Below are 19,587 nucleotides of genomic sequence, written 5' to 3'. Positions count from 1 at the left end.
AACTTATATGCCTACAGGCACGATATACATCCCTGTTTCTGCATCCTGCTTAATTGTGACGGACACATGATAAATGTGCCGCACCATCTCTTCTGTTAACACATCATTTGGCCGTCCTTCGCGAATAATTTGTCCATCTTTCATGGCGATGATGACATCACTATAGCGAATCGCCTGATTCATATCGTGCAGGACCATCACGATGGTTAATCCATGCTCGACATTGAGCTCTCGAATGAGCTCCAGAATGTCAAATTGATAATACATATCCAAATAAGTCGTCGGTTCATCTAAGAAAAGGATCGGTGTTTTTTGCGCTAAAGCCATGGCAATCCATACACGTTGTCGTTCTCCACCTGACAATGAGGCGAGAGGCACCTTTCGCTTATCCGTCAGCTTTGTACAGGACAGTGCCCACTCAATTGCTTTCTCATCCTCTTCCTTGTCACTGCCGCGCATCGTCTGGTAGGGCGTTCTCCCAAATGCCACGACTCGTTCGATCGTTAAATCGAGCGGCGCTTCATTTTGCTGATGTACGACTGCCAGCTTTCTCGCGAGTTCCCTTGGCTTGAACGCATTCAGCTCTTGTCCATCTAAATGAATCTGTCCTTTATGTGGACAATGGTTATGTGCCATCAAGGAAAGCAGCGTGGATTTGCCCGAGCCATTTGGACCGATAATGGTCGTAATTTTCCCTTTTTCGATCTTCGTGGTGACCGATTGAACAATGTCCCTCTGTCGATCATAGGAAAACGACACCTCACGAATGTCCATGCAGACGATCCCCCCTTCTTAATAAAAAGATCAGAAACGGCCCGCCAATGACAGCCATGATTGTAGAAGCAGGGATTTCATTTGGTGCCACAAGCGTTCTGCCGAGCGTATCAGCCGTCAAAATGAGCAAGGCCCCGCTTAACGCAGAAAATGGAATCAGTACCCGGTGGTCCGAACCGACGAGCCTTCTAGAGATATGGGGAATGAGCAAGCCGACAAAGGCAATCACGCCCGCTACCGCAGCAGTCACCGCTGCTAATAACACCGCCGTGATTGAAATCAAAAGGCGCATTCTGGTCACACGCAATCCTAAGTTTTTCGCCGTCTTATCTTGAAGGGCAAGCAAGTTACACCATCTGCTAAAGAAAAGCGCAACCACAAGCCCAATGAGGCCATAGACACCGATTAAACGGACATCTCCCCACGTTTTCATCGTGAGATTCGACTGTCCCGACTGATTAATGGTGATATTGAAATAGCTGCAAATGGTCACAAACGCTTCTGCCATCCCTGTAAACATGGCATTGATGGCGATCCCCACCAAAATCATTCGAATCGGGCTTAAGCCGCCTTTCCAAGACAACACGTATACGAGGAAGCAGGCAATTGCCCCGCCTAAAACTGAAAATAAAGGAGAGTAGAAATAAAATTGAGGAAGCGCTGTAATTGCCATTAAAGAAAAGAAGCTAGCTCCCGATGAAATACCAATAACACCGGCATCTGCTAATGGATTCCTCATCACAGACTGCAAGAGGACACCGGAGACAGATAAAGCCGCCCCTGTAAACATCGCAATGAGCATGCGAGGGATTCTTAAATCTTTAATGATTTCTACCTGTGCATGTTGACCGGTCATAAGCCCTTCCAATAATTCAATCGGTGTAACATGAATGCTCCCCGTAATGGCGGAATAAATAAATACGCCGGCTAGTAAGAGACTGACTATCAGAAATAAAATCCCTGTTTTTTTCATCTTGAACGTCCTTTTATCATTAAGATTCGCCGCTTATGACGGATACAACATACGAGTCAATTCATCTAATGCCTCTGCTGCCTTTAAGTTGCCTGTTGTCCCGAATAAGCTTTCTTCGAGGTCGTACACCCGGTCTTGTTTGACCGCATGGAAATGTTTCCAGATGTCATTTGTTTTAAATTCTTGATCAAACATTTTGACGACTTCATCCGGCATCCCATGTGCGGCTCGGAGAATGATATCTGGATTGGCTTTTTGTAAATACTCCGTATTGGATGCCAAATACTCCATTTTCTCACCTTTTACGATGTTCTTTCCTCCTGCAATACGCACAAGATCACCGATATACGAATTCTCTGTTGCCACTAAATAACTGCCTGGTACACCAAGCAAAATGAGAACGGATGGCTTCGTCTTTCCCTTCGTTCTCTCTTGTATGTCTTTCTTTTTTTGTTCAAAATCACCCACAATGCGTTTCGCTTGTGTCTTTCTATCATATTTTTCTCCAAGCTTTGTGATGGCGTTCTCCATCTTGTCCAGGCTCTCAAGGTTGAGGTATGTCGCAGGGACAGAAGCTTGTTGAAAAGGCGTTTCTAAATCATATTGAAGGGTCGTGACAGACAGGACATCTGTCGGTTGAAGTGATTGGATGATTTCCATGTCCGGGCTCATTGGGTTACCGACTGCTGGGAGTCCTTTGTATCGAGCCGGCAAAGATTTTTGACTTGTTGGCACCCCGACAAGATCTACCTCTAGCGCATCCATGATCTCAGCAGCAGCTACAGTCGTTGCCACAATGCGGGCACTTGATGCTGCGCTTTTTTTGCCTTTCGCTGAGCTTTCAGCTGATTGTGAGCAGCCTGCTAAGAAGACGCACACACATAGAGCCGTGATCAGGGTACATAACATTCGATGCTTCAAAAAACAGAAGCCTCCTTTCGAAAAAAGGAAGTGGATGCGCCGAGATGAATGGCGCACCTCACTTAACATAGATTCTTTATCTTGTACGAGTTTGATACTTTCTGACGAGCACGAATAGTGATCCGCCGAATAAAAGAATGTACACCCAAAGAAGTGAAGTATCTCCTGTTTTTGGGTTCAGCTGACCTGTCTCAGACTTGGTTTGGTCATCTGATGGTGTAAAGGTCATCTGCTCTGCACCCGTTTCCTCAGGGGCGAGATTCGCAAGCTGGTTTGGTTGAGAATCGTGATCATTCGGATTTTTCACAAAGCCGATGCTCTCATCGTCTCCGATCACCGTCGCAATTCCGCTTCCTTCACCACTTGCGATACCTTTCGTATCATAGACAAGTTTGACATCGTACTGCTCATGATAATTGGCAGCTGGAATGTCAATTTTCACGCGTGCTGCCTGATCACTACTCAAACTTTTTGCTTCATATTGAATCACTCGTGTATCTGCTTTTTGATCAGCCTTTGCAACTAGCGTCTCTTCAAATTTACCGCCGGTTCCTACTTGGAACGACGTGATGGCTGAGCTGTTCTTCACAGTGTATGAAACGAAATGGCGGCCATTTTTCACCACCAATGTCGCAGGGCTCACGACGTAATCGTTCATGCGAGAAAGCTCATCTTTGTCTGCTTTCTTCATTGAAAAAGGAAGCTTGTACACTCCGTCTTTTAGCTGAACTGTCTCTTGATTCGTTCCGCCGTTCGTTGTGTCTGGTGCTGGTTTATTTGGTTTTGGTGTTTCTGGTGTAGCCGGGGTTTCTTCCTCTATTTGACCGTCCTTCAGTGGAACGATACTTTTTGAATCAAATTGAAAACGAATATCGTACGTTTGATCATAGTGAGCGGCTGCTACTACAATGTGTACTTTTCCGTTAACTGCTTTTTTCAGATCAGACACTTCAAATGAAACCACTCTTGTGTTCTTTGCTTGATCTGTGCTCACGTTTTTCACTTCTTGATAAGAACCGTTTCTCTCTATTTTCAAAGAATCAACTGACGTATGATCCTTCACCGTAAAGGAAACGGTTTGCGTTCCATTTTTAACGGTTAACGATGCTGGATGTGAGAAGTATTGGCTCATCCGAGATGCCTCATCCTCATCGCCCTTCAGCACACTGTAGTTGATACGATACACACCATCTTTTAATTGGTTCTGCGTCGAATCAACTGGTGTTGTGCCGTTTTGATCATCTGGCTTTGTTTCGCTGTCGCCTGGCGTCGTGCCACTTTGATCATCCGGCTTTGTTTCGCTGTCGCCTGGCGTCGTACCATTTTGATCATCCGGCTTTGTTTCGCTGTCGCCTGGCGTCGTACCATTTTGATCATCTGGTGTTGTTTCGCTATCGTCTGGCTTCGCAGGCGTGACAAGTGTGAGACTGCTCTCGTCGAAAGCGAGCTGTACGTCATACGCCTCATCATAAATAAAGCCGCCTAAGTCCCAGTAAATTTTGACCCAGCCATTTAATTTGGCTGATACATCGGCTACATCAAATTTGATTACACGCGTATTTGCTGTCTCATCTTCACTGACCGTTTCAGTGGTGACGAGAGAGCCATTTTGTTCGACCTTGAAATCTGTGATTTCTTTGCTTTGCTTCAGCGTAAGATAGGCAGTCGTCTTGCCATTTTCGATGATGAGCTTAGCTGGCTTTTCTGTATACGTATCCATCATGGATGCTTCAGTGCTGCCATTTTTTAAAATGGTGAATCTGGCCGTATATTCACCATCAGCCAATGATGCCGCCTGAGCCGTTCCTTGAGGCAGCTGAAACGCAGTCAACAAACTGAATAAAACGAGCAGAATAGCTGTCTGTAGATGAAAAAGACGTTTCAAAAGATGACACTTCCTTCCGTTAATGCTTGTTGATCCACTTTCTCGCTAAAAACCCGCCTGAACATAAGACAAGCACAAGGAGCCATCCCATCTGGCTTGTATCACCAGTTTGAGGATTTTCTTCTTGTTTTGTTTTGGTGGATGAATCAGTTGTTTTGATTGTTTCCTTTGATGATTCTTGATGTTTTGCTGCACCTGCTGTTTCTTTTGAACTGTCAGAAGAAAGTGACTTGATGCTGCTTTCATCGAATTTCAGTTGGATGGTATAGTCGTGATCATAATCAGCCGATTTGACTGTGACATGGATTTTTGACTTGATTGGTTTAGACAAACTCTGTGCTTGGAATTGAACGAGCCTTGTATTGGCTTTCTTATTCGTTGATAGAACCGTCGTATCGACATAGCCGCCATTTCCTGGCACTTTAAATTCCGTTACCCAGCTGCTGTTTTTAATGGTCATTTGCACCGTTAGCTTGCCATTTTTCACGATCACTTTTGCCGGCTTCAGCCAGTAATCATTTGCCATCGAAACGGCAGTCCCTTCGGCCTTCATCACAGTGTAATTGACGGAGTATGTACCATCATTTAATGAGGCAGCCTGTGCATTTGAAAAAGGCAGTATAAGTGCCAGAAGCAATGCAGCCATGAAGGCTGGCATCCTAATCCATTTTTTCATCAAACGAATTTCCTCCCTTTTTATTGAACAGTTGCTGCATCAAACTTGACGCGAATATCGTAATTGCCTGTATATCCAATGACCGGTACAGTCACACTCACTTTAGCTGGTACAACATCTGTCAGGCTGTTGACATTGAACTCTACCGTTCTCTTATTGGCAGCTGTGTTTGTACTGATCACCTTCGCATCTTTGTAGACACCTTGATCCAATGTTTTAAAGCTTGTAATCCAAGAGCTGTTCGTTAACGTGACTTGCGCTTTGATTTTTCCGTCCTTCACAACAAGCTTAGCTGGTTTTTCAAAATACGTATTTGCTGTTGACGTTGAATCACTGTCTGCTTTCCATACCACATATTGTGCTGAATATTGACCATCTGCTAAGCCTGCAGCTGAGGCAGAGCTAACCGGGGCTAGAGCAAACAATAGAACAAAGCTAAAGAATAATAAGACGTGTGATGCTGAACGAAGTGATTTCATATATATCCTCCTAATTGATATTGATAATTATTCTCAATAGACAATAAAAAAAATAACCTTTATCAGCGTATGATTCACACTCATAAATGATTATGATAATCATTATCAATAGAGACCAAAAAATAAATCTTTGCTTTCGACAAGTCAAAGATGTCTGTTGCTACATGATGTAGTGATACACGGTTTAGGTAATCTGTCCCATTCATGATACCATGGCATAACCTCCCCATTCCATTACAGGGAAAAGAACCCTCTTCTCCTTGATATTATATGATGAATGAATTTATTGTCAACATCATTTTTCATACTATTGACTTAGATTTCTGGAAAATCACAAAAAAAAATCGATCAGGGACACTGATCGAAATCGATTAAGAAGGGACATGTTCACCCTTTTCACTATTTTTGCGCTCTAAAGACCAAGCATACATTTCCCGTATGACTGGTTCAATTTTCTTTCCTTGTTCTGTTAGTTCATATTCAATCCGCACGGGAATGTCGGGATATACTTTTTTCTCAACAAGGCCTTCAGCTTCTAAATCTTTCAGCCTTTCTGATAATAACCGTCCGCTGATGTTCATTTCATTTTCAAGCTGACAAAAACGTTTTGGCCCTGTCAAAAGCTGATTGATGATGAGAATCACCCACTTCTTCCCTAAAATCTCCATGGCATCTGTAATTGGGCAGCCATCTACTTGAGCCATACTTTACTCCCTCCTGCTTTTCTCTACTTTTTTTCATTATAACATAATTAATTACTTGAAATAAGTTACTAACTATTATATAGTTTAGTTACTAAAAGTAACAAGGTAATCATTTTTATCAATTTTCAATAAACCATTGAACATGCAGATGCATATAACATGAAGGAGATGACCGAGCTTTGAATACAATAGAGCAGGTAAGATTAGGTGTAACAGAATTACATGTGTCCAGCTTTGAGCGTTCTTTGCCTTTTTATACAGACATTTTAGGTTTTACTTTATTAGAACAGACGGATTCTACTGTCACGCTTGGCAGCAACGCAAAGGAACCAATCCTTGTGCTGAAAGAAGATGTGCAGCTGAAAGATAAGCCGGATCATGAGCCAGGACTTTATCATTTTGCGGTTTTATTACCTACCAGAAAAAACCTGGGCACATGGCTGGCGCATGTGATCAAAAAAGGCTATCCTTTAATTGGAGCAAGCGATCACTTTTTCAGTGAAGCCATTTATTTAAGTGATCCAGATGGCATCGGCGTTGAGATTTATGCTGATCGTCCTCAGGACATATGGGTAGGTGAGCATGGAGAGCTGAAAGGTGGCGGAAATGCTCCGCTTGATGGAGATGGTCTCCTGCAAGAAGCCGCTGATTCCACTTGGGAAGGACTCCCGGCTGGTACAGTCATGGGACACTTGCATTTCCATCTCAACCCAGAAGAAGCCGATTCCTTTTATGTGAACACGCTCGGTTTTCATATCCGAATGGCTCCCCCAGCCAGCTTATTCGTTGCTGGTGGCGTCTATCATCACCACCTTGCCTTTAATGCATGGGGACGCGGGAGAAAAGGAGCCATTGATCCACGTTTTTCAGGAATTAGAAGCTATACACTGGTTTTCCCAAAAGAAGACGATAGAACATCCGTCGTCGAACGTCTGACAAAAGCAGGTGTTCACATGAACACGACAGGAAAAAGTAACGAATTTGTTGATCCATTTGGCGTTCTCGTTCGTTTACAGATTGAAGAAACAGACAAAAAAGAAGGTGTAGAATATGGACAAACACACAGAGGTTAAAACAGCCATTTTAAAAGATAAAATCAAACGAGTACAGCAAGAAGACGGATTTATATATATCACTGGACCTATTAAACTGCCAGTGAATTTAGACGGTAGAACGGTCATGTTTAACTGGTATTCATGGTTAAAAGACGATGGGAAAGAACCATTATCAGATGAAGCTTTAATCGAAAGCCTTTCCTCCCGTGAGCTTGCAGATCACCAGCAATCAAGTGTCCTTGTTTACGGAGATTTCGAGCATGCTGATGAAGCGCTGATCCGCATGCATTCCATCTGCCACACCGGCGATATTTTCGGAAGCAAACGCTGCGATTGCGGGTTCCAATTGAAACAGTCTATGCGAATGATTGAGGACAATGGAGCAGGCGCACTGTTTTATTTAGCCAACCATGAAGGACGCGGGATCGGTCTTTTCAGTAAAGCCATGGCCTACATCTTGCAAGAAAACGGCTACGATACAGTAGAAGCAAACGAAGCACTAGGCTTTGAAGATGATACACGTCAATATGAAGAAGCGATTGCTGTTCTTCAAACATTGCGTACAAAGCCAGTCAGACTTATTACCAATAATCCGAAAAAGACGGATGCTATCAGTCATGCAGGCCTTTCTCTTTCTGGACGGATTCCACTTTGGGGTGATGTCTCTGAGTTCAATGAAAAATACTTGCAGACAAAAATTAACCGCTCAGGCCATATGAAGGCGGATCAAGAGGTGCGTACGATTGCCACATCATGAGCGATATATGAAACTAGCCCTTGAAAATGCCGAAGCAATGAAAGGTCAGACATCTCCCAATCCGCTTGTCGGGGCTGTGATTGTGCGAGAAAATGAAATTGTTGGGGTCGGGGCGCATATGAAGGCCGGCGAACCACATGCAGAAATTCATGCGCTCAAAATGGCTGGAGAGAAGGCAAAAGGTGCCACGATCTATGTGACACTAGAGCCTTGTTCCCACCATGGCCGCACAGGCCCATGCGCTGAAGCACTTGTGAAAGCTGGCGTAGAAAAAGTTGTCGTTGCTGCACTAGATCCGAACCCGCTTGTTGCCGGGCGTGGGATTGCCATTTTACAAGATGCAGGCATTCAAGTCATCACAGGCGTCATGGAGCAGGAATCCATTCTCATGAATGAAGTGTTCAACCACTTTATTACGAAAAAAACGCCTTTCGTGACACTCAAAGCAGGCATTACGTTAGACGGAAAAATTGCATCTGCTACGTCTGACAGCAAGTGGATTACATCAGAAACGTCCCGTTATGATGCACATCACATTCGCAGTATCAACGATGCCATCTTGGTCGGTGCGCAAACCGTCATTCACGACGATCCTTCATTAACAGCACGGATTCCAAACGGTCATCATCCAATTCGAATTGTCTTAGACTCTAAGCTGTCTATCCCGCTGACGGCAAAGGTGGTCACGGATCAAATGGCGCCAACATGGATCTTTACAACAAAACAAGCCGATGAAGAAAAACGAGCTGCTTTAGAAGCAGCTGGCGTCAGCGTCATCATGACGGATAGCGATATCCGGGTGCCCTTACAAGAAGTACTTCAAGTGCTTGGAGAAAGAAATATCTCCTCCCTGATGATTGAAGGCGGCGGGCAAGTCAATGCCTCATTTTTAGAACAGCAGCTTGTCGATAAACTCGTCATCTACATGGCGCCCAAGCTCATTGGCGGACGACTCTCTCCTTCTTTTTTCGGAGGCGAAGGCATACGCCTCATGAGTGATGCAATTGAACTTGATCAACTCTCTCTTGAACCACTCGGAAAAGATATAAAGATAACGGGTTATCCTGTTTATCAATAAACAACAAAGCTTGTAGATTGAGTCTGCAAGCTTTTTTCTCATCATTGAATTTGAGGTGATTAAATTGAACATCAAAGGAATAAACCATTTATTATTTTCTGTTTCTGATTTAGAGACATCTATTGATTTTTACACAAAGGTCTTTAATGCCAAATTGTTAACAAAGGGCAGAACGACAGCTTACTTTGATTTGAACGGCCTGTGGCTTGCCCTCAATGTAGAAAAAGACATTCCTCGTCAAGACATCCATCACTCTTACACACACATCGCTTTTTCTATTGATGAGGAGGATGTAGATCCAATGTATAACAAACTAAAAGATTTGAACGTCAACATCTTACCAAGCCGGCCAAGAGACGAAAGAGATCAGAAGTCGATTTATTTCACAGACCCTGATGGACATAAATTTGAATTTCATACAGGAACCTTGAAAGATCGATTGGATTATTACAAACTAGAGAAAACACATATGGAGTTTTATGAATGAAACGCAAAGAAAAACAGAGAGGAAACAACAAGGTGCTATTCGTCATTAAATAGGAAAGATGGTAAAATATACATAGAAACGTGTTGCAAACGATAGTCCTCCCCCTTCCATACTAAAGGTGTTTTTATGCCTAGAAAGGAGGGGTCAGTTTGAGAACAAAACTTGTGCGTTCACGCGTTGAGAGACGCAAAAACAAAAAGAAAAAAGCTTGTACCTGTAAGTACAAGCTTTGGTTCCTTATCTTAAATTCAATCCGAACTCTAGTCCAGTTCATCATATGGATTTTAGATAAGAGAACGTTCTGAATGAACCCTTAAGATGATAATGAAAAATAAAGCGGCACCTTCATTACCCCTAGTCAAGGTAATGCTGGTTCTATCTCGTTTCTGTTTTTTGGAGGGCTGCTTTATTTTTTCATATTATTTCAGTTTATTCCTCACATTTTAAATTTATACATAGAAAAAGCACACGGTAGTCAGCCGAGTGCCCAAATTAAATTTCTTTTCAGTTGTATGGTGAACGTTCAAGAAATTCACCTTGAAGCTCTCGTGCTTCAGTTTGAAAACTAGTTCAACTTAGTCCGAGTTGAACAAAAAACTTGTGCAACAATATGTTACCATAAGTAACAATTTGTTACCATAGTTAAGCTTATTTTTTAATCTTACTTATTCATTTCAAATGCAGAATTTTCATTATTTCAAATAAATTATACAGCTTTTTGTTATGCAATGAATCAAATAAACTGAACAACACTCAAAATAACTTTCAAGTATAATAACCTGTACTTTTCTTCTAAGCCCTCCTACTTTCTATTGGCAACTGTAAGACCTTATTTAGTTAAATAAAAAAGAATCAGTATATAAAAACTGATTCTTTCTGCATACATTTATCTCAAACAAATCGTATTTAATCCACGAAACGTGTCGTAAAATGTTTCATGTGAAACATCTGTGATCTAATATTGATCAATTTCCCTCTATCAGTCTGCCAAAGCTTTCGGGTGAAAGTCCCGGTGAAATGCGCAGGCGGTGTAAGGACATCATACCTTGTTCTTTCTTCGCATGTCCTGGTTCAGTGGTTACAGCCATTTCATATCCTGCTTCCTTCGCCAACTTCAGCGTGTCTTCGTTATAGCGACCGACCGGATAGCTGACCATGATCGTTTGTTGAGAAAACCGCTGGTCAAAGAATACCTTCGATCCTTTTAATTCTTCTTCCTGCTGCTTCTGTGTTAAACGATTGAGTTCTAAATGATGAATGGTGTGACTCTCTATTGAAATACCATGCGCCACCATATCATCCATTTGGGCATCGATTAAATGATGCGGACGGCCGATGGACTGCTCGATCATAAAAATCGTGGCTTTCATTCCATATTCCTTTAAAATCGGAAATGCCTTTGTGTAGTTATCCGTGTATCCATCGTCAAATGTGATAAGAACATACTTTTCACTTGGTGTCGAATTGGTCGAGAGAACTTGATATGCCTCTTTCGGCGACAGCGTGATATAGCCGTTGTCTTTCAGCCATTTCATATGAGCTGCAAATTCGCTCTTTGGCACACGTAACGAATTACCGCTAGAGATACTGTGATACATCAAGATTGGAAGCGCAACGGGTTCCTTTTGCTGAATCCAGTTTTGTTTGTCTATCTCTGCCGCTTCAATTTGCTGCGTTTCTGTTGTTTCTTTCGTTTGTCCTTGACCCTTTACCTCTTTGATGGCTTGCTGGTTTCCTTCTGTTTGCTGTTTCGTACCCATACAGCCCGAAATGAGCAGCATGACTAAACCAACTGCAAGCCACATACATGTTTTTTTCATTCACCAATCCTGCTTTCTCTTTATCTACCGAATGATTATAACAGAAATTGGTTAATAACTGATATCTATTTTGACAGGGTATACATTTTTTTACACATTTCGATCATTTCAATGGCAAGCAGATGGATGGTCTCTGTTGTGAGCATTTGGTCTTCTGCATGTATGAGCAGTAAAGAAAAGGGAAGCTGTTCCCCTGCCGCCTCTTTTTGTATCAGTGACAAGTGCAGGTCATGGATGCTTCGAAACGCTTCCTCCCCTTTTTCAATCAACTGCTGCGCTGCTTCAAAGTCATCCGCTCTTGCTAGACGAATGGCTTCTACATAATGGCTTCGTGCCTCACCTGCATGGGCAATGATTTGAAAGGCTGCTCCCTGCATTTCCTCTAATACCGTCATCTGCTTCTCCTCCGATTGCTCAAGATTCATTTGCTAGTTTCAGTGCATGTTCTAGAATTTTTTCTCCATTCGCTGTTCCATATAATCTTACATTTACCACATCGACAGGTATATGATAAGGTGCCGCTGTTTTTTCTGCTGCCTTTCTCATAAAGCTAACTTGCGGCCCTAGCAAAATGACCTTTACATCGTCCCCATGCTCTTCTAATTCGTCCGCAATGGCCCCTTCAGGTATCGCATAAATTTCATAATCCAGCCCTTTTCCTTCTGCGGCTGCCTTCATTTTAGATACCACAATCGACGTTGACATTCCTGCTGCACAAGCGAGAATGATTCGCTTCATATCCCATCACTCCTATTGATAAATAAAATCTGGTTCATCCCTTAATTTCCTCGTTTGGATTAATGTCTTGTACCAGTATCCTGACGCTTTCATCTGACGATTCCGTTCATTCTCCAGCTGGATCTCTACTAATCCGTAGCGATTCTTGAATGCATTCATCGGTGAGACATTATCCGTAAAAGCCCACAGCATATATCCCTTGCAGTTTGAACCTTCTTTTTTCGCTTGAAGGGCTTTTTTCAAATGCTGACTGATAAATGAAATTCGGTACTGATCATCAATGACGCCGTCTTCGTTTTTAAACCGCTCTTCCTGCTCGACCCCCATACCGTTTTCAGCCACAAACCACGCGATATTGCCGTATTCTTCTTTTATTCTCATGCCCATATCATAGACGATATTCGGATAGATTTCCCAGCCTCTGAATGGATTCATTTTTCTCCCTGGGAGATCAAATAGATCGTAATAATAAGATGGATGAAACGGTGTATTTTCGTTCCAAGCCTTGCTAGGTGCCTTAACGCGATGCGGATAGTATAAATTAAGACCGACCACATCGACTGTATGATCTTTAATGATCTGAAGCTCTTCTTCCGTTGCATCGAAAAGAATGTCATGCTTTTTCAATACATCAAGCAGTTCTTCTGGATACACGCCTTTAATGGAGGGATCTAAGAACACGCGATTAAAAAACAAATCATACATGCGGGCAGCTTCTTGATCATGCGACGCAGTCGATCTCGCATACGTCACTTCTGGATTGAGAATGACCCCGATTTTTGCACCGGCTGATTCCTTCAAGCCCATTTCCTGAAAAAGCTTCACCACTTTTGATGTCGCCAAGGCTTTATGATAGTTCCACTGCATCCATTTCTTCGTATTTTGCTCGAAAGGATAACGAATAGCATCTAGATACACACGAGTCTGAACAACAATCGGTTCATTAAAGGTAAACCAATGTTTGACCCGGTCTCCATAGCGCTCAAACACCTTTTCTGCATAGAGAACAAACAGATCGACAACATGTTTAGATGACCAGCCGCCGTACTTTTCAAGCAAAACGGCAGGAAGCTCATAATGCTCTAAGCAAAACATCGGCTCTACACCCGCTTCAAGTAATTCATTGATGAAATTATCAATATAACGAGCATAGGCCTCATCTACAATTCCATTCTCGTAATCGATGAGAAACCTCGACCAATTGATCGATGTCCGGTAATGAGATAACCCAATTTCCTTCATAAGGGCTACATCTTCAGGATAGCGCTCGTAAAAATTCGTTGCTCCTGCTGGTCCGTATCCTTCGTGCCATACGTGATACCCCTCCTTATACCAAAGGTCTATATACGAATCCTGATGCGGTTTCTTCCCTTTCCAACCCTCCGTCTGCCAAGCAGAAGCCGCAGCACCTAGAATAAAGTCATTGGGTATGTCGATTTTGTTCATGTTGCCACCTGACCTTTCTTCGTGTGAATTTGAAGTCCTTCCCACATCCCTTGTAAATACATAGCTCCAAGTGCTCGGTCGTATAATCCATAGCCAGGTCTGCCCGTCTCACCAAAGATCATTCGTCCATGATCTGGCCGGACATAGCCAGCAAATCCTTCCTTAAACAATGCGTTCACAATCGCTCCCATATCGAGGCTACCTGCTGACGACAGGTGTGCCGACTCTTCAAAATCACCGTTTTCATACAAATTGACATTGCGTAAATGAGCAAAGTGTATACGCCCTTTTTTGGCATACTTTCTCGCAAGTGAAGGAACATCATTTTTCGCATTACAGCCTAGGGAACCGGAACAAAAGGTCAGTCCATGCTGTGAGCGTTCATCGAGCTGAAGGATACGATCTATTTGTTCTTCACAGCTGACAATGCGGGGCAGACCAAATATGTTCCAAGGAGGGTCATCTGGATGCAGTGCCATGTTCATGTTCTCTTCCGCTGCAACTGGAAGGATATTTCCCAAGAAATAGTCTAGGTTCTCAAACAATCCTTCCTCCCCCAATGCCCTGTATGCAGCCATCAACTTTCTCATTTCTTCCTGCGTATAAGACGTATCCCACCCTGGTAAGGAAAGTCGATCTTTTTCTATATCCATCTGTTCAAGCTGATGCTGAAAATAAACAAGAGTCGTCGATTGATCAGCTAGTGGGAAATCGAGCTGTGTTCGTGTCCAATCAAGGACTGGCATGAAGTTATAACAAATGACCTTCACACCATGCCTTGCTAATCTCCGGATATTTTCTTGATAATGCTCGATATAAGCATCCCGGCTAGGCTTTCCCAGCTTAATATCTTCATGGACCGGGAGACTTTCTACGACTTCAAAAGCAAGATCGTGACGTTCGATTTCCGCTTTTAAATGAGCAATACTTTCCTCCGGCCACAGATCACCAGCCGGCACATCATAGACTGCACTGACAATCCCTTTCATGCCGGGAATTTGCCGAATATATGAAAGGGAGACAGGATCTTCTTTGCCATACCATCTAAATTGCATGTTCATTCATGAGCCCTCCTTCTATTCTGAATCAGGTGCTGCTTCTGGCTTCCGGTTGGATAAGAGAACAAAAGGTAAATAGATGAAAACAGCGACAACAATACAGATAAGCTGTGTGATGACAGCCCCCATACTGCCAGCGGTAGACAGCCAAGCATTCACAATCGGAGGTGTCGTCCACGGCACCATCACCACCGCTTTCCCCGCAAAACCTGTAGCGGTTGCGATATAACCAATCGTACCTGTCACGAGTGGTGTAACGATAAACGGAATTGCCATCACAGGGTTCAACATGACAGGTAATCCGAAAATAACTGGTTCATTGATGTTAAACAGTCCAGGTCCTGATGAAAGCTTGGCAATGCTCCGCATCTCTTCTCTTCTTCCTGCTATAAAAATGGCGATCAACAGACCAATCGTCACACCCGAACCACCAATGCTCATATACACATCCCAAAATGGCATCGTGATAATATTTGGAATCTCTTTGCCCTCTTGAAATGCTGTCATATTCACTGCAATTGATCCTAATAACAGCGGCTCGCGAATCGGTTTAATCATTTGGTTGCCATGAATACCGATCACCCAGAAAAATTGAGCCACAAACATTAACGTTAAAATACCAGGCAGTCCCTGCACAACACTTTCAAGCGGACGCTGCACGACGTTATACACCGCTTCATGCAAATAAATGCCTGTCACACGATGAAACGCAAACCCGAATGAACTAATGATTGTAATCGTAATAATTGATGGGAAAAGTGAAGAAAAAGACGTCGCCACATTTGATGGAACAGAATCTGGCATCTTAATTTGCAGCCACTTCACCTCGGTAAGCTTACAAAAGATCTCTACAGAGACGATGGCAATGATCATACCCAAAAATAAGCTTTTTGGATCGGAGAATTGCCTCGCCAGCACATCGACAACCTCACGCATTGATCCATCGACTTCAAGAAGAAGTGTCGTCGGAATAACGGATATAAATGAAATCAATGCCATTAATCCTGGGAACAATGATTTGTGTCCATTGATTTTCCCGAGCTCAATCCCGATAAGGAACACAGCCCCGATCGTTAAAAAGTTCAGCGTGGCATAATTGATTGCCTTCATAATTGGCTGAAGCTCTGCTAAAAACCTGAATATCTCAAAATGGGCAAGCCCCGTTTCCGGGCTCATGATCATATTTGCGACCAGTACAGCAAATGCCCCTGTAATGATGATTGGCATTAATGTGACAAATGCTTGCTTGATCGCCATAATATATTTCTGATTTGTAATACGATAAGCGACATGTCCCATGACGTCGGCCGCTCTCTCTTTAAAGCTCATGATCCGTCTCCCCCTTTACAAAAACTCGTGATCATCCTCCTTATTGATGTTATTTTAAAAGCGCTTTCATTAACATCTAATCTTTTTCCTCACAGATGCGGAAATGGGTGTCCTTTTTTTTCATCTGGCTGTTCCAACACGTGCAGCGCCGCCGTCAGTTCTTCAAATGAAGCAGCTTTGATGATTTGCTCCACCACTTCCTTCTGCTCTGTCAAACGCACAAGAAATTGATAAAGTGACTGCAATTCTTTCTGATACGTCTTCTGTATACTTAACAAACAGACGACCTGTACCCGATCGTCGCCCCACAGCACTGGTTTTCTCAACGTACAGATCGCACAAAACGTATCATCTGTTGCCGGTTTGATTGGGTGAGGGATCGCGACCAAATGACCGAACGACGTAGGTGACACTTCCTCTCTTTCCAGCAATAGCTGTTCAAAATCATCCGGGATTCGGTTTTGTTCCTGCAATACATTCACGAAAAATTGAAGAACCTCTTCCCTTGTTTGTAGATCTTGCTGAAAAAAAGTCATCTTCGGACTGATATATCGCAAGACACCCATTTCTTGTGACCCCTGTACAAATCGTTTCAGCCTCAACATATCGTCTTCACTGAGGATCGTATGTACATCAATCACTGGCACAGGTAATGTGTTCTGAAGAGGTATGGTACTAATGATCAAATCGATACTTCTCAAGTCATACGACAAAAGGTCACTGACACTTGCAGTTCCAGCAATCTCTAGCCTTTCGCTAAAGGCGGCCTTCAGCTTATGAAGAAGAAGCTGACTGCTCGCGACACCCGTTGCGCACACAATCAAGCATTTTTTTCTCACAGTCTGAGTTTTTGTCCGCTCTATGGCAGCACCAATATGCAGCGCCAAATATCCGATTTCATCTTCATGAATCTCTACATTCTCTTTTTCCTTCAGCCATCTTCCCATATAGACACCTGCTTCAAAAGCAATCGGATAATGCCTTTTTATGTCTGATAAATAGGGGTTACGGATGTTCATATCATATCGGAACCGATGAATCGCTGATCTCAGGTGAAGACTTAGTCCCACAATCAATTCCTTGTCTGTCTGAATATCAAGTGACATGTGCTCTTCGACATAACCAAGTAGTTGGTGAGTTAAACGGAAATGCTCTTCATCAAGCATGTGAAATAGCGTGTGGCCCGTTTCTCCATACGCCATCATTTTTGCACCCATTAAATGAATCGCAATATAGGCCATTTCAGATAATGGAAAATCTATACCGAGTACGTGACGCATATCTTCTGCCATTTGCCTCGCCACTTGAAAAGCGGGCTGTGTTTGAATGTCTTTGAGTTCTCCTTCCGGCATCATCACCAATTTTTTCTCTTCAATTCGTTTGCACGCAATGGCGATATGTGTCACTAAGTTGCTTAAACCGATCTCTGAGACATGAAGGCCGCTTGCCTTTGTACGTGAACGCACCATATCTTGAATCAATTGATACGTTTCTTCAGGTAAAAGGGCAGGGTTCGGATGCTCCTGCTGAAACACATGCTCAGCTAGACAATACCTTAATTTCATTTCATCTCCAGTCAGCCTCAGTCCATATTTAGGTCGGTGTGCAACAGAGAGTCCATGTAAAGAAAATAGATGCTTGACTGCTTTCAGGTCATTTTTCACAGTAGATTCACTCACAAATAATTCCTCGGCCAATTCATCTAATTTCTTATAGTCTTCGGACAACAAAAGCCTTCTCAATAAATAAGAGATACGATCCTCAGGCTGATTTGGAATAACTTGATTCTTTTTTTCATTTCTTTCTCTCATTGAGTTTTTCAAAAAAGTACGAAATGCTCCATAATCTTCGACAGTCAATGTATACCCTGCTCCACGTTTCATATGAAGTGTTGCCCCATGTGCTTCTAATATTGATTTAAGCGCTTTCATATCTGTTCGAACTGTTCGTGATGTGACGCCTATCAGGCGTGCAATTTCTTCACCTGTCAGCTCCTGCTCTGCCTGCATTAACCGCCTCAACAGCTCCTCCTGACGTAGAGATAACATAGACTCCCCTCCCTTGGTCAATTACTTTTGCCTATCATCATAAACGAAAATAGAACTCTTTGCCCAGTTTTTCTTTCCGACCGGGAACTTTGTTATGGCTCAAACGTATGAATATGAAACAAGAGGAGGGATACATCATGTTTGTTATCATCATCATACTAGCTTCTTTAGGCGCCATTACCGCCCACATGTTTACACCAAAAGATAAGCGTTCATCTTCTAAGCATTCTGCACATCACAGTTCAACAACCAGTAACTATACTGATTCGTATACACATCACGCTTCTGATGCCTCCTGCGGTGGTGATTCAGGTGGTAGCGGCGGATGTGACTAAACCAAAAAAAACAGCCGCTTGTTCAGCCGGCTGTTTCGTTTATTTTATTAAAGAGCTTTCCAGCCCCGTTCAATTAAATGTTTGACATCCTTTGCAAAATCCTCGCCTTTTTCCATCACATCTTGGGCTCTTCCTGCAAAATTACTAGCGACAGCGAGTTCCATTTTTTTTAACTCAAAGTGCATAATTTTTTGGTCTATCTCCGTAATATAGGTTTCATACTCATTGTTCACAATGTCGTGCAGCACGTGATAGGCTTCTTTCCGATGACGGTGAAAGTCCGTTCCTCTCTCACCTTTCCATGACGAATCTAGAGCAGGCTTCTTGATTTCCTTTATGTCAGACTGCGCAAGATCTTGTTCTGTTCGAATATTACTTTTGGCTGTCTTTAACCGAGAGATCATTTCGTCAAATTCTGCACGTTTGTTTTCAATCCCCATATGCAGATGATGCAGCATCTCGGATAAACTCATGTCATCCACCTCTATTAGACCTCATAAGAAAGCACGGCGTCAGCGTTTTTGAAACCGGGCAGATCATCTGCTTTTTCCAGTCCTGACATTTCTATCGTTCGCTTTCATTAAGTATAGTATAAGGTGAAAAGCCTTAGGCTTAAATAGGGAAAAGGTGTCCTTTTAACATGGTGTTTGGAAGAAAAACGGAATAATCTAAGGTCATAAATCCCGAATTATATATGAGTCTTTACGACTATATTTTACATCGTACTCAGCTACGCTATGAATAAAACGATTGGGGCTTATGATTTTGCCGCAATCGCTTCATCCTGTTCTTTTAGCGTCTTCACATTTGAGCGTGTATCCTGAACGTTTTTGATTAAGGCTTCTTTAAAGCTTGAGACCATTTCGCCCACCTCTGCTTCACGTGCCGTCCATTTGGTTACAAATTCAAGGCTGTTTTCACCAGCTTTATCTGCTGCTTTTTTCATTGTTAAAGCTTCAACTGCTTGGGAGACTTCATCTAGTTTATCCATCACTGTTTGGTAGTTTAACTTAATTTGTCCCAT

General features: G+C 42.8%; 21 protein-coding genes. 5 read left to right on the top strand and 16 right to left on the bottom strand.

Annotated features, from left to right (window positions below; genetic code table 11):
* Nucleotides 1-3: 3 nt before the first annotated feature.
* The 7 genes from KFQ09_RS10795 to KFQ09_RS10765 form a co-directional block, all read right to left on the bottom strand.
* A complete protein-coding gene (locus KFQ09_RS10795; protein WP_024719523.1) occupies nucleotides 4-774 on the bottom strand; it encodes an ABC transporter ATP-binding protein in 771 nt (256 codons plus the stop codon).
* Nucleotides 761-1,747 (bottom strand): FecCD family ABC transporter permease, encoded by a 987-nt coding sequence (locus tag KFQ09_RS10790; RefSeq protein WP_017368325.1) that lies wholly within the window; start codon nucleotides 1,745-1,747, stop codon nucleotides 761-763. The genes KFQ09_RS10795 and KFQ09_RS10790 overlap by 14 nt, the downstream gene beginning before the upstream one ends.
* A gap of 33 nt (nucleotides 1,748-1,780) precedes the next feature.
* Nucleotides 1,781-2,668, bottom strand: coding sequence for a heme ABC transporter substrate-binding protein IsdE (gene isdE, locus KFQ09_RS10785; protein WP_060832758.1), 888 nt, complete (start codon nucleotides 2,666-2,668; stop codon nucleotides 1,781-1,783).
* A gap of 76 nt (nucleotides 2,669-2,744) precedes the next feature.
* A complete protein-coding gene (locus KFQ09_RS10780) occupies nucleotides 2,745-4,553 on the bottom strand; it encodes an NEAT domain-containing protein (protein ID WP_060832759.1) in 1,809 nt (602 codons plus the stop codon).
* A gap of 19 nt (nucleotides 4,554-4,572) precedes the next feature.
* Nucleotides 4,573-5,229 carry a heme uptake protein IsdC gene (gene isdC / locus KFQ09_RS10775; RefSeq protein WP_060832844.1) on the bottom strand — a complete coding sequence of 219 codons (657 nt, stop codon included), beginning with the start codon at nucleotides 5,227-5,229 and terminating at the stop codon, nucleotides 4,573-4,575.
* A 20-nt stretch (nucleotides 5,230-5,249) separates the two neighbouring features.
* Nucleotides 5,250-5,708: an NEAT domain-containing protein gene (locus KFQ09_RS10770; RefSeq protein WP_007497924.1), complete on the bottom strand. Its 459-nt coding sequence runs from the start codon at nucleotides 5,706-5,708 to the stop codon at nucleotides 5,250-5,252.
* 371 nt (nucleotides 5,709-6,079) lie between these two features.
* Nucleotides 6,080-6,412, bottom strand: a complete 333-nt coding sequence (locus tag KFQ09_RS10765; protein WP_007497926.1) for a winged helix-turn-helix transcriptional regulator — start codon at nucleotides 6,410-6,412, stop codon at nucleotides 6,080-6,082.
* A 179-nt stretch (nucleotides 6,413-6,591) separates the two neighbouring features.
* Here KFQ09_RS10765 and KFQ09_RS10760 point away from each other — a divergent pair, with 179 nt between their 5' ends.
* From KFQ09_RS10760 to fosM, 4 genes are all read left to right on the top strand, one after another.
* Complete coding sequence (locus KFQ09_RS10760; protein WP_060832760.1) at nucleotides 6,592-7,485, top strand: VOC family protein; 894 nt, start codon at nucleotides 6,592-6,594, stop codon at nucleotides 7,483-7,485.
* Nucleotides 7,463-8,224: a GTP cyclohydrolase II gene (locus KFQ09_RS10755; RefSeq protein WP_008345606.1), complete on the top strand. Its 762-nt coding sequence runs from the start codon at nucleotides 7,463-7,465 to the stop codon at nucleotides 8,222-8,224. The genes KFQ09_RS10760 and KFQ09_RS10755 overlap by 23 nt, the downstream gene beginning before the upstream one ends.
* Entirely contained in the window at nucleotides 8,211-9,302 is a 1,092-nt protein-coding gene (gene ribD, locus KFQ09_RS10750) for a bifunctional diaminohydroxyphosphoribosylaminopyrimidine deaminase/5-amino-6-(5-phosphoribosylamino)uracil reductase RibD (protein ID WP_046526789.1), read from the top strand. Before KFQ09_RS10755 ends, ribD begins: the two co-directional genes overlap by 14 nt.
* A gap of 64 nt (nucleotides 9,303-9,366) precedes the next feature.
* Nucleotides 9,367-9,789 carry a FosM family fosfomycin resistance protein gene (gene fosM / locus KFQ09_RS10745; protein WP_041091552.1) on the top strand — a complete coding sequence of 141 codons (423 nt, stop codon included), beginning with the start codon at nucleotides 9,367-9,369 and terminating at the stop codon, nucleotides 9,787-9,789.
* Between the two features lie 965 nt (nucleotides 9,790-10,754).
* On the opposite strand, the gene KFQ09_RS10740 is transcribed toward fosM, so the two are convergent.
* The 7 genes from KFQ09_RS10740 to KFQ09_RS10710 form a co-directional block, all read right to left on the bottom strand.
* Nucleotides 10,755-11,609, bottom strand: a complete 855-nt coding sequence (locus tag KFQ09_RS10740) for a polysaccharide deacetylase family protein (protein WP_255835666.1) — start codon at nucleotides 11,607-11,609, stop codon at nucleotides 10,755-10,757.
* A gap of 65 nt (nucleotides 11,610-11,674) precedes the next feature.
* Nucleotides 11,675-12,004 (bottom strand): PTS sugar transporter subunit IIA, encoded by a 330-nt coding sequence (locus KFQ09_RS10735; protein ID WP_035389946.1) that lies wholly within the window; start codon nucleotides 12,002-12,004, stop codon nucleotides 11,675-11,677.
* A 19-nt stretch (nucleotides 12,005-12,023) separates the two neighbouring features.
* Nucleotides 12,024-12,347, bottom strand: coding sequence for a PTS sugar transporter subunit IIB (locus KFQ09_RS10730; protein WP_008345616.1), 324 nt, complete (start codon nucleotides 12,345-12,347; stop codon nucleotides 12,024-12,026).
* A gap of 12 nt (nucleotides 12,348-12,359) precedes the next feature.
* Nucleotides 12,360-13,793 carry a glycoside hydrolase family 1 protein gene (locus tag KFQ09_RS10725; protein WP_255835664.1) on the bottom strand — a complete coding sequence of 478 codons (1,434 nt, stop codon included), beginning with the start codon at nucleotides 13,791-13,793 and terminating at the stop codon, nucleotides 12,360-12,362.
* Nucleotides 13,790-14,854: a mannonate dehydratase gene (uxuA, locus tag KFQ09_RS10720; protein ID WP_255835663.1), complete on the bottom strand. Its 1,065-nt coding sequence runs from the start codon at nucleotides 14,852-14,854 to the stop codon at nucleotides 13,790-13,792. The genes KFQ09_RS10725 and uxuA overlap by 4 nt, the downstream gene beginning before the upstream one ends.
* Before the next feature lie 15 nt (nucleotides 14,855-14,869).
* Entirely contained in the window at nucleotides 14,870-16,180 is a 1,311-nt protein-coding gene (locus KFQ09_RS10715; RefSeq protein ID WP_024719533.1) for a PTS sugar transporter subunit IIC, read from the bottom strand.
* Between the two features lie 89 nt (nucleotides 16,181-16,269).
* Nucleotides 16,270-18,228: a BglG family transcription antiterminator gene (locus tag KFQ09_RS10710; protein ID WP_035389950.1), complete on the bottom strand. Its 1,959-nt coding sequence runs from the start codon at nucleotides 18,226-18,228 to the stop codon at nucleotides 16,270-16,272.
* Nucleotides 18,229-18,365: 137 nt separating this feature from the next.
* Here KFQ09_RS10710 and KFQ09_RS10705 point away from each other — a divergent pair, with 137 nt between their 5' ends.
* Nucleotides 18,366-18,563 (top strand): hypothetical protein, encoded by a 198-nt coding sequence (locus tag KFQ09_RS10705; protein WP_017358669.1) that lies wholly within the window; start codon nucleotides 18,366-18,368, stop codon nucleotides 18,561-18,563.
* 47 nt (nucleotides 18,564-18,610) lie between these two features.
* Here KFQ09_RS10705 and KFQ09_RS10700 read toward each other — a convergent pair whose 3' ends face one another.
* On the bottom strand, nucleotides 18,611-19,036 hold the full coding sequence (locus tag KFQ09_RS10700) for a YwqH-like family protein (protein WP_007497950.1): 426 nt from the start codon (nucleotides 19,034-19,036) through the stop codon (nucleotides 18,611-18,613).
* Between the two features lie 284 nt (nucleotides 19,037-19,320).
* Nucleotides 19,321-19,587, bottom strand: coding sequence for a YwqI/YxiC family protein (locus KFQ09_RS10695; RefSeq protein WP_008345634.1), 267 nt, complete (start codon nucleotides 19,585-19,587; stop codon nucleotides 19,321-19,323).

Source organism: Bacillus sp. FS02 (genome assembly GCF_024398395.1).
Lineage (GTDB): Bacteria > Bacillota > Bacilli > Bacillales > Bacillaceae > Bacillus > Bacillus altitudinis.
Note: the sequence above shows the minus strand (reverse complement) of the source record. Positions and strands in the feature narration are given on the sequence as shown.